Origin of the sequence: Jannaschia donghaensis (assembly GCF_001403795.1) — a bacterium.
Taxonomy (GTDB): Bacteria; Pseudomonadota; Alphaproteobacteria; order Rhodobacterales; family Rhodobacteraceae; genus Jannaschia; species Jannaschia donghaensis.
In genome coordinates this window covers 434152-445395 of sequence record NZ_CXSU01000012.1, presented here as the reverse complement: position 1 = coordinate 445395, position 11244 = coordinate 434152, and the positions used below count along the sequence as shown (strand labels likewise).

Annotated in this window: 9 protein-coding genes; 3 read left to right on the top strand and 6 right to left on the bottom strand. The window is 62.1% G+C overall.

The window, feature by feature from the left end; all coding sequences use genetic code 11:
- The 6 genes from JDO7802_RS11440 to JDO7802_RS11415 all read right to left on the bottom strand — a co-directional run.
- Positions 1–1032: Na+/H+ antiporter NhaA (locus tag JDO7802_RS11440; protein WP_055085680.1), on the bottom strand; the 1032-nt coding region annotated here is incomplete at its 3' end.
- A gap of 187 nt (positions 1033–1219) precedes the next feature.
- Positions 1220–2860 (bottom strand): chaperonin GroEL, encoded by a 1641-nt coding sequence (groL, locus tag JDO7802_RS11435; RefSeq protein ID WP_055085678.1) that lies wholly within the window; start codon positions 2858–2860, stop codon positions 1220–1222.
- A 44-nt stretch (positions 2861–2904) separates the two neighbouring features.
- Positions 2905–3192 carry a co-chaperone GroES gene (locus JDO7802_RS11430; RefSeq protein WP_055085676.1) on the bottom strand — a complete coding sequence of 96 codons (288 nt, stop codon included), beginning with the start codon at positions 3190–3192 and terminating at the stop codon, positions 2905–2907.
- A gap of 560 nt (positions 3193–3752) precedes the next feature.
- Positions 3753–7139 carry a hypothetical protein gene (locus JDO7802_RS11425; RefSeq protein ID WP_055085674.1) on the bottom strand — a complete coding sequence of 1129 codons (3387 nt, stop codon included), beginning with the start codon at positions 7137–7139 and terminating at the stop codon, positions 3753–3755.
- A complete protein-coding gene (locus JDO7802_RS11420; protein ID WP_055085672.1) occupies positions 7132–7407 on the bottom strand; it encodes a hypothetical protein in 276 nt (91 codons plus the stop codon). Before JDO7802_RS11420 ends, JDO7802_RS11425 begins: the two co-directional genes overlap by 8 nt.
- A gap of 14 nt (positions 7408–7421) precedes the next feature.
- Positions 7422–7718 (bottom strand): hypothetical protein, encoded by a 297-nt coding sequence (locus JDO7802_RS11415; protein WP_144430600.1) that lies wholly within the window; start codon positions 7716–7718, stop codon positions 7422–7424.
- Positions 7719–9105: 1387 nt separating this feature from the next.
- Here JDO7802_RS11415 and JDO7802_RS17985 point away from each other — a divergent pair.
- The 3 genes from JDO7802_RS17985 to JDO7802_RS18510 all read left to right on the top strand — a co-directional run.
- Complete coding sequence (locus tag JDO7802_RS17985; protein ID WP_144430599.1) at positions 9106–9492, top strand: hypothetical protein; 387 nt, start codon at positions 9106–9108, stop codon at positions 9490–9492.
- A gap of 774 nt (positions 9493–10266) precedes the next feature.
- The gene (locus JDO7802_RS11410) at positions 10267–10965 is read left to right on the top strand and encodes a dimethylsulfonioproprionate lyase family protein (RefSeq protein WP_055085668.1); all 699 of its coding nucleotides are present in this window, start codon (positions 10267–10269) and stop codon (positions 10963–10965) included.
- A 37-nt stretch (positions 10966–11002) separates the two neighbouring features.
- On the top strand, positions 11003–11244 hold a 242-nt coding region (locus tag JDO7802_RS18510; protein ID WP_368730342.1), incomplete at its 3' end, for a uracil-DNA glycosylase family protein.

Below are 11244 nucleotides of genomic sequence, written 5' to 3'. Positions count from 1 at the left end.
GCCGATGATGAGACCCGCCAGCACGAGCCACGTCGGCTCCGAAATGGCGGAAAACTCCACGCCCGCGTTCAAGAGCCCGAAGAAAAAGAGCACGATCTCGACCGGATGCTTGAGCAGATGCTCGCTGTGATTGAGAAGATCTGTGAGGTATTGCTCGGCTTCCGAGAAGAAGCCGAAAGCCCGATCGGCGTGGGGCAGCGTTGGCACGATCGGGAGAAGGCCCAGCGCCGGGTGCAGACCCGATTGCGCGAAGCCGTACCAGGAAAGCCCACCCGCGATCAGATAGGGCCAGAACGACAGCTTGTTGCGCATCCAAGTGGAACGCGGCCGCAGTTGATCGCCCGCGTCCATTTTTCGCGGCAGCCAGTTGAACAGAAAGAACACGCCGACGGCCGCGAAGACCGAAAGCATCAACCAGATCGGCGCGAGGTCGCCCGACGGATAGAAGATGGCCAAGATGATAAGCCCCGCCGCGTCGTCCGCAATCGCAAGCAACAGAAGGAACCGAACCGCCGGGTGCCCCGCTCCGAAGACGATCCGCCCGACAAGATAGGAGAAGGCAATGTCGGTCGCCGTGGGAATGGCCCATCCGTTGGCGACCGCATCGTATGTATCGGACCCAAGGAAAGCCGCGAGCCCGAGATACACCGCGATCGGACCGAACATACCGCCGGCGGTCGCAAACAGGGGCGTGGCCGCCTTCTTGCCGCGCAAGCTACCGTTCTTGAGAATAACGGCCTCCCAGACTTCCTTGGCGGCGATGGCGAAGAAGAAGGCCATGAGAACATCGTTCACGAGGTAGTGGAACGTTAGGACCTTGGCTGTCTCGGCATAGCCGAAAGCCTCTGCATCCTCGCCCATGATCTTGGCCCACTTCTCCATGGAGATGCCGATCGAGTCATTGAACCAAAGGGGGTATTCGACCACGAGGTGATAGCTGTGGGCATCGGTATTGGCCCAGATCAGCGCGATGAGAGCGCCGAAGATCAGGAGCAGCGAATAGTTCGTGACGAAATTCCAGACGCGATACATTCCGGCCCCCTGAGTGTCGTTGACGGTCTAGCTAGCGGAGGGGCGGGAACGCGGCAAGGCGGGTTTACGTATTTGCGCGGCGGTCGCTGCACCGCGACAAGACCGGGCGGAACGAGACAAGGGGCCCCGAAGGACCCCTTGTACATTCTTATGGAAGAAAAAGGCGCGAGGCGCCGATTTCGCTGGCTTACATCATGCCGCCCATGCCGCCCATGTCGGGCATGCCGCCACCGCCTGCACCCTCTTTCGAAGGCTTGTCGGCGACCATTGCTTCCGTCGTGATCAGCAGACCGGCGACCGAGGCCGCGTCCTGCAGCGCGTGACGGACGACCTTGGCCGGATCGATGACGCCGAACTTGAACATGTCGCCATATTCCTCGGTCTGCGCATTGAAGCCGAACGTCTTGTCGGTGCTTTCGCGGATCTTGCCCGCGACGACCGAACCGTCGACGCCCGAGTTCTCGGCGATCTGGCGCAGGGGCGCTTCGAGTGCCTTGCGGATGATCGAGATGCCGACGTCCTGATCGGAGTTGTCACCCTTGAGACCGTCGAGCGACTTGCCCGCCTGGACCAGAGCCACGCCACCGCCGACGACGATGCCTTCCTGGACGGCCGCACGGGTCGCATTGAGCGCGTCGTCGACGCGGTCCTTACGCTCCTTGACCTCAACTTCGGTCATGCCGCCGACGCGGATGACGGCAACACCACCGGCCAGCTTGGCCACGCGCTCTTGCAGTTTTTCCTTGTCGTAGTCCGAGGTGCTCTCCTCGATCTGACCGCGGATCTGGCTGACCCGGGCTTCGATCTCGGCCTTCTCGCCGGCACCATCGATGATCGTCGTGGTGTCCTTGGTGATCGTGACGCGCTTGGCGGTGCCCAGCATGTCCATGCCGACGTTCTCGAGCTTCATGCCCAGATCGTCGGAGATGACCTGACCGCCGGTCAGGATCGCGATGTCCTGCAACATGGACTTGCGGCGATCGCCGAAGCCCGGTGCCTTGACGGCCGCGATCTTCAGACCGCCGCGCAGCTTGTTGACGACCAGCGTGGCAAGGGCTTCGCCCTCGACGTCCTCGGCAATGATCAGCAGGGGCTTTTGCGACTGAATGACCTGCTCCAGCAGGGGAACCATCGGCTGCAGCGACGACAGCTTCTTCTCGTGCAGCAGGATGATGACGTCTTCCAGCTCGGTCGTCATCTTATCGGGGTTGGTCACGAAGTACGGCGACAGGTAGCCGCGGTCGAACTGCATGCCCTCGACAACATCGGTCTCGGTCTCGAGGCCCTTGTTCTCTTCGACGGTGATGACACCCTCGTTGCCGACCTTCTGCATCGCATCCGCGATCTGACGGCCGATTTCCTTCTCGCCGTTGGCCGAGATGGTGCCGACCTGGGCGACTTCGTCGCTGTCCGACACGTCACGGGCGGCGGCCTTGATGGCCTCGATGACCTTGGTGGTGGCCATGTCGATGCCGCGCTTGAGGTCCATCGGGTTCATGCCGGCTGCCACGGACTTCATGCCCTCCTTGACGATGGCCTGGGCCAGAACCGTCGCGGTGGTGGTACCGTCGCCAGCCTCGTCGTTGGTGCGGGAAGCAACTTCCTTCACCATTTGCGCGCCCATGTTCTCGAACTTGTCCTCAAGCTCGATCTCTTTGGCGACAGACACACCGTCCTTGGTGATCCGGGGGGCACCGAACGACTTGTCCAAAACCACGTTGCGACCCTTGGGGCCCAGCGTGACCTTGACGGCGTCGGCGAGGATGTTGACGCCTTTCAGCATGCGATTGCGGGCGTCGGTGTCGAATTTCACGTCCTTAGCGGCCATGGTATTCTCCTAGAATTGAATTGGTTCGAAGGTCGATCGTCGGCTTACGAAATGACGCCGAGGATGTCCGATTCCTTCATGATCAGCAGCTCTTCGCCGTCGATCTGGACTTCGGTGCCCGACCACTTGCCGAACAGGATCTTGTCGCCTGCGGATACGGCCGGGGCGATCAGCTCACCGGAGTCCTTGCGGGCACCTTCGCCCACGGAAATGATCTCGCCTTCGGCGGGCTTTTCCTTGGCGGTGTCGGGGATGATGAGACCGCCCTTGGTCTTGTCGTCGGATTCGATGCGACGGACCAGAACGCGGTCGTGAAGCGGTTTGAAAGCCATTTGCGAAGCCTTTCAGCTTGAGTTTTTCCCTGTGCTGTCACTCACCTATCGGGAGTGCCAACGGCCGCTAGGTATGCAGGGTGGATCCGCCTGTCAAGCGGATCGAGGCCATTCACGTTGTAGCGGGACACTGACTTTTGCACTCTGGGACAGTGACCTTTGCAACAAACGCTTTTTGCAGGTGTTCAACTCGAGCTGCTTCTGCACCCGTTTAACACCCTGTTGAAGACCCGCTGACCGGGCCTCTGCGATTGCGGTCCGACACGCCCGTCCGGTAAGTGCCCCGCCATGACTGATCGAAGCGACATCTGGCACATCTTCTGCAGGGCCTGCCCGCATATCAGTTCCCTGCGCCGTGCCGACTATCCTGCCGAACGGGCAGCGCCGGATCGCAGCAATCTCTATCGGAGCCTCCGCTGCGCGAGATGCGGAGCCAGCAACCCCGAGATCCGGGTTCAGCCCGCATGGCAGCCGAGCCTGTCGAACGGCCGCCCCACGACAAAGCCCGCCCCGGATTGAACCGAAGCGGGCGTCGTCGTTGCCGATCGTTGGGCTGCCGATCAAACGGCCGTCCACCCTTCGATCTCTTCTTGCGACATGATCGTGCCGTGCCCGACAGGTGCCAGCGCCAGAAGGTCGGCCGTCGTCGCCGGGCCGTCGTCGCCGTCGATCAGGGCGTGGTAGCCGATGCGCGTGTTGCTACCGCCCGAGGGGCGCACGAACTCGTACATAGCCACATCGGCGATGGTGGCGGCGATGGTCGTGGTGGTCGTCGGGTTCCCCGCGATCCCGTCCTTCCAATCCGCAAAGGCAAACTGGAACGACACGCCATCGTAGCGGAAGGTGACCTGCACCCGCTCACCATTGTCTGCTGCGCCCAGGAACGTGCCCGCGTCGCCGTTGATGTGGACGGTGAGATTGTCGCTGCCGTCCAGCTCCAACCGCAGCAGCTCGTTCCCCGCGTCGTCCAGCTCGATGTACGGCTTGAAGCCTACGTTCGCGGCGTCGTTGCTCTCTCGCTGGAACATCACCAGGACCGTGCGGTCCTGGGCGTCGAAGTCCGACAGGACACCCCCGACCCGCTTCTTGTAGCGACTGTGGGGCAGCTGAAGGCCGACCGTCGGGTGGTTGGACCGGGAACCGAAGGCGATGCTGGTCCTAATCAGGCCGGATTGCCGCGCCGGGTTGCCGTCGCCATCCTTCAACCACGGCGGCAGGAAGCGGAAGTTCGGCGCGTGCATGTTCGTCAATGCGGCCCGCTTCACCATCGGGGTCGGCGGGTTCTGCAAAACCTCCTTCATCTCGCGGTAAACCTGGGTGCGCACGCCATCACCGTAGAGCGCGATCGCCTGATCCGGGCCGTCGTCGGCGTATTCAGTCCAGCCGGTGAACATCCGATTGTCGCGCGGCGTGTATTTCATCACCGTATGGGTCCGAATGGCCGTCACCTTGGCCGCGATCGCATCCATCCGTGGGCTGCCCACGGATATCCCGTCGAAGTTGCCGATGTCGGTGATCTGAGTGTTTACCTCGGTGAGGTAGAGACCCAGCCCGAGCGCGCCGGTCGCCTCGTGCAACTGCCACATGATGTCCCAATCGCAGATGCCGTGCGTGGGATTGAAGTGCCCCTGCACGCCCAGACCGTCGAGGCGCAGCGCCTCCACGATCCCACCGGGGCCGGCGTGGCCGTCGGTGTCTTCCGCCAGCTCCAGCAGATCCTGGATCTGGCCCATCATGATATAGAAACGCTGATCCATGAAGTTGAGCGGCTTCATGTTGGCGGGCTGCTGTTCCACGCCCCAGCCCATCGCGGACCCGTCGATCGCCCCGATATAGAAATCGTTCGCGAAAATTCGGACATCCGGGAACGCCCGCGCGCCCTTGGCGGCCGAGTAGGCCCACCAGAGCCGGGGATCCAGACCGGCGGCAACCCAGTCGGGGTCCGCCTCGGCCGCCGCATACCATAGCCCCTCGTACACGCCGCTGTCGGAGTTCGGCAGGATCGTCTCGTTCATGGCCCGGAAGTACTTGATGCTCTCCGATCCATCGCGCGCCGCCAGCTGGTCGACATAGGCGGCGATCGACTGCTTCCAGTCGTTGGCTCCCGGCACATAGGCCGGGGCGACGAACACGCTCTGCTTCGGCCAGGTGTGCGGGATCGCCGTGAGGATCGTCAGCCCTTCGGTAGCGAGGTTGGCGACCGCGGCATCCCAATCGGTCCAGTCGAAGGTCAGGCCGTCCTGGCCGACGTTCTTATGACCGCCCAACACATTGGCCGAGGCGAAGGGAACATCGCGCGCCACGATGTCTAGGGGGAACCCGCCATCGTCGCCGTCGCCGCGCAGACCCGAAGGCGTGAACTGCTGGGCGACGTGGTCGAAACCGTTGGACCAGGGGATGTCGTAGGTCACCAGCGGCGGCAGGAGCGCCAGAAGCGCATCGCCTGCCGCCCGCCCGTTCGCCTGAATGCCTGCGGCATTGAAGTGCGGATCTTGCATGTTGTCCGGTTGACCGGGCGCGATGTACTGATTGCCAGCGGGCGGGGTCACGACCGTGAAGCGATCGACCGCGCGGGCGTCACCGCTGTCCTGATCGAACCGTTGAAGGAAGGCCCGCATTTCGTTTGACGAGGGTGTGCTAAGGTGCTGACCGATGCTCACATTGACCATCGGCACATCATACCCATAGGTCCGGATATCCTGGAACAGTCGCGAATAGTCGGGCCCGCGCGAAATCTCGTGATCGGCAGCGTCGCCCGCCAGGCGATCGTTCATGCCGATGGACCAGATGATCCCGATAACCTCGTGATCCGGCCCCAGGTCCTCCACGGCCGCCTTCATGTTCAGGAACTCATCGAACAGGTTCAGCGCGTTGGGTCCGGACGGTACTGATCCAAGCCCCCAAAGCCTTTTTTCCCCAGACAGGCCCGATCCAGCCTGACCGCAGGACACGATCATGAGCGGACGGCCACGGGCGGCTGACCATTCCACCAAGCGAGACGCTGCCGCGTGGCACATCGTCATGCGTTGGCCGCTGGACACCCCTTGGATCGGTTCGATGGCCGGGCGAGGCACGAGGCCCTTGGCCCCCGCCTCTGCAAAGTCCCGGCCGCTGGCCGCCAGACTGGGCATATACATAATCCGTGGGTCAAAGGGCGTTTCACGGTTTGCGGCGGTGACCTCTTCGCCCGCAGTTCCGGTGGAATTATCATCCCCCATGATGAACACGACATCGCAGGCCACCGTGTTCGGATCGACCGTCGAGAGGTTATAGACTTGGATATTGTCGACGGATCCTTCGAAATTCCCGTCGGGGTTCAGGCGCAGTTCGGTGAACGGGCCCGAGACATCTGCTGCGGTGAAAAATTGAGTATCGTGCCAATCCTTCGAATTGAAACTTTCCCCGTCGGCGTCGCCAGGATTGGACAGTTGCAGCTTAAGTCGCCCGGCAATCGGCGCAAAATCGACCTTCACGAAATGCGGCACCCCTGCCGTCAAAGACGCAGGGAGTTTGATGCGAGCCGCATTGTTGTCGACGCCCTGCTCGACCAGCTCCCCGTTGATGACCTGCCAGTTTCCCCGACCGTCGACGTGCGCTGAAACGTCGAACCCCGACTGATCGTCCGTGAAGATGTTGGCCGGCCGAACCAACGTATTCGCAAGTGGAAGATCACCGCCGCCGCCGTCCAGATCCGTGTCCGCCAGTTGGCTGACGGTCACGCTGGGCGAGCGGTCGCGCAGGCCCAGCACATCATCGGCCGACAGGCTGACCGTGTCGAAGCTACGCGCTTGCCCGATCCCGCCGCCCACGTCGACACCGTTGACGGTCCATTGCGGAAGCGCGACCGACGGCGACGCTGTCAGCGTCTGGCCGACCTGCGGGATGGCGGTGGTGGGGCCAGGGATGACGGCCGACGGAAGGGCGCGACGTGCGGACTGATCACGCATGGGTCACCGCCACGGGACCACCGAAATCGTCAAACGAAACCCAGATGCGGTTCGCATCCTCGATGCCGGGGGCAAGCTGCGCCAGCGGGATCGCGATCCCGCCAGCCGCGTTGTCGTATCCGACCACGCCGTCCTCGCTGGTCGGGGCGGGTCCGGCGGTGTGCTGGACTTTCGTCGGCAGGCTCTGGAACGTGAACGCGGTCACGTCCGCTTCCTTGATTTTTATCCAGGCGTCTTCCGGGATGATCCGGGTCGTATGGCAGGCCATTATGCGGCTCCTCTTTAGGCGACGGTTTTCGAACAGCCGAAGGACGTCGTCAGCGCCGCCCCAGCCGAGAGGGAATGTCGGACAAACGTCACCTGAGCGACGCCGCCGATCTTTGAGCGCAGATCGCGCAGATCGACCTGACTGTCGGCGAACAACTCGGGATGCCAGCGCCTATCGCAATCGATTTTCAGATCGCCGCGCCGGGTCCGGTGCAGGTCGGCCGATGCGGCGCGAAGGGTTTCGGCTTCGGTCGCGAAGATCTTGCGCACGTTTTCCTTGGGGTGCCTTCGTCGGTCGACGTCTTGCGCCATCGCACCGAACGCGTTGGTATCGGTGCCCAGTCTGGCAATCAGGGGCGACCGTCCGCCGCCGTAGCGACCTCGCGCAGCGTCGTGGCCGACCAGGATCGCGTCTGCCGTTGCCGGATGGTGGAACTCAGATCGGTGCCGTGCCCGCGATCGCAAGCTCGGGTATCGGGCCCGCGCCGCTCGCCATGTCCTTGGCGAAGGCGTCCATTACGACAAGGCTCTTTGCGAGTGTTAACGACCGGACCCACAGCCGGCACGTCCCATCCGCCCTGCCCCTCGACCTCGAAACTATCTTTGTCGACGCCCAGGTCCGCTCATATCGTCAGCGACACAAGCACTTCGTAAAACGCGGTCACGACAGCGTGGCCGGCTGCGGGACACTGCGAAGCGGCGTTGCTCCGGTCGGATGTCGATCCGTTGGGCCGAGACCGTGCGTGGAATATAAGGGGATCTGACCCCAAATCTCTACGGTCGTGGATGCAAAGAACATTGTGTCCTTTGCAGCTTTTCATCGTGCCTCGAAACTGGCGACATCTGTTCTCGTCGCGGGATGCAGCTGCTCTTAGAGCCGCCAGCGCTCGACCGAAAAAGCAGCTGAATCTAGCGGCGGTATTTCTGCCCCGGTCAGATTGTCATTAACCAGAATTAGCCACGCCCAATCGTGCGAATAATCTCAGACGCGAGCGGTGATCTGCGCCCAACCCAATGGGAGAGCAGCTTTCGAGCGGTGTCCGCGGGAGATCAGTTCGAACCAATCCTCACTATCCCTTTCCGGGCGTTTTTAGACGAAAGCGGAGAAGGTCCTTCATGCCTCCCCACTCCGTGGTTGACGACATGGCGGATCGCACAGCCAGCTTCGTATACCGGCCGCAATCTCATATGCTGGCACGCCTGGACGCCCGTCGTGGCGACTAAATCGTTGAAATCGCGTCCCGTCGTTGTGCTTCGTTCCTGCAGCCCGCCAATGTAGCCGCTCCTCAGCACCCCAGACGCCGACATTCGCAGGGGGCTGGAACTCGCCCGGTGCCGGTCGTGCAGCAAATGTCACACAGCTTGGCGATTCCGTGATTAACGGCGCAATTGCCTGCAGACCAGATCAGGTTCCCCATGGAAATCTAGCCAACCGCCCCGTTCGTAAGTTGGTTTTTCAGCGCGTCGAATACCCACGCGGACGAGGCGATGTTTTTAGGGCTGCGCCATTCATCAGATGCCCCCCACCAAGTCGCAGGCGCGATCCTTGCGCGACAGAAGTCGCCGCCAGACCCCGAACGGCTTTCCGCGCTATCTTTTACCAGCGCTACGCCCGACAACATCCGGAGGTAAAGATCGCGTAGGATGCCCGAGGTGATCCAACGATGCCGCCGTTGCACCCCAAAGGTGGTTCAACGTGATGTCATCAGGGATCGCCTTGCCTTCGATTGGGGACCGGCTTGACGAGTGGGAAACCAATGCGTTCACAGTCGAAAAATCGGTGTCCATTCCTGACGGGACGCTCCGAATTGTTTTCCGGGGAATCATACCGAAGACCTCCACTGCGCGGGCGGTCCGTAAAACGCTGTCGCTTGAATTCCATATCGGACCGCAAAGAGATCAGGTTCCAATCTCGGCCAGCGACGACGAAGATCTTACCTTCATCGTTCTGTACTATGAGGCAGCTGCTCTTGGCGCGGGATTTTCGAACGAAGACGCGGACCGGCCCGTATGCCATCTTGCATTCAGAGCCTCTTGGCCGCGCTGCCAAGTGTTCCGCGCCCCAAAAACTGCTTTGCGAATGTGAGCGGCAACACCATGAAGCTCAAGCGGCACAACGGCGATGTCATCCCAATCGCCACCCGCAGGATGAAACTGCGTCGGCAACGACGAGTTTGAAGGCATCTTCTGGTGCCAAGTGGAGAAACGTCTCCATCAGGTTGAAACATCGTCCTCAGCTCAGGCCCGCGGTTTCTGCGTCGGTGCGGAGGACAGTGCCCCGATCTTTCTTCAGCCCGAGCAGCGCCAACGCACTCCCCACGTAGCGGGGCCTGGCACAGGCAGGCCGACTGCTGAGCCTCTGTTGTTCGAAGCTGTATCGCTAAGTCGGAGGGCTCCGGTAAAGGTTGCGGCGACATTTAAGTTGCGGAAATACCCAGCATTGCGGCTCCCTTCGATCACTGCCCGGTCCAAGAGGCCTGATGGCCAGAGTTGAAAGGAATGCAGTCGCCTGATCGTCAAACCATCGACGTTGGTCTTTCTAATCACCCCGTCACGGCCCTGCGGCCCAGCGGCACCAAAATAGCGGGACAGCTTGCCGTGGTCTTCGAAAGCCGTCGGCCCGCACCCTAGCCGGTATTCCTATGGTTCATCCGGCGTCGTCCCCCTTCCATCCGGCTTCTTCCGGGGAGGTGCAGGACACGGTGTCCCCGCACGTGCCGCACCGGGCAACGTCCGACACCTCCAATTCCCTGCCCATCCCCTGCGTCTCAAAGACGCTCCTCTCGACGGCCCATACAACCTTGATTCCGGCCCGCGACCGGACGATATCGTGCTGAAATCCAAAGACGGAGCGGTGCCAATGGCCCTTTCGACAGGACAGCCCACTCCGCTTCGCGGCGAGTCGACCACCCTGAATGACTTCCCCGACTGGATCTATCTTCTGCGGGAGTTCGAGGCTCTTTACCGTCACGGCTCCGCAGGCGGCAGCGCCAAGATCCGCACCCACCGCAAGGCCGTGCGCGATGCCCTGTCCAAGTCGATCGCCGGCAACCCCGACATCGTCGACCGGCCCCCTGAAACCAAACCGGTCATCGCGCATCTGTCCCGCGCGCTCGATCTTGGGGAGCGTGCGGCGATGCAGGGTATGGCCCGCGCCCTGCGCGAGGTGCAGGGCCGGCTGACGTGGGAATACGGATACGAGAAAGTTCCGAAGTCGCTGATCAATAAATTCGCCTATGCGGAAATTCTCGGCCCGAGGGGTCCGGTGCCCTCCGACATCCTGACCCTCGGCTTCGTTCTCTTCGCGCCGCGGACCACCTATCCGCAGCACAGCCATGCCGGCATCGAGGAGAGCTACATTTCCGTCGCCGGTGCCTGGTCCGAAAACAACGCGGCCGTCTATGCGCCCGGCTCTCTCATCCTTAACGGATCGGGCGATGAACACCGCATCACGACCGGCGACATTGACCCCTGCCTTTTGGCTTATGCCTGGGTCGGGCCCAAAGACGCGCTGAACGCCCCTGAAATGAAGTTCACACCGAAGCGCAAGGCACCCTAGGGTTTCCTTGGCACGGCCCGCCCCTACCTCATCGGCGATGGATATAACCGACGATCTTCGCGCCTGTCGCCTTTGCGCGGACCGGTTTGCCGCGACACATACCGGACATCAGCCGAAGCCGGTCGTCTGGTTCGCGCCGGGGGCCCCGATCCTCCTTGCCAGTCAGGCGCCGGGGATGCGCGCTCATAAGTCCGGCAAGCCGTTCGACGACCCGTCTGGCGTTCGCCTGCGAGACTGGATGGGGATCGATGAGGATACGTTCTGGAACAAGGCGAACGT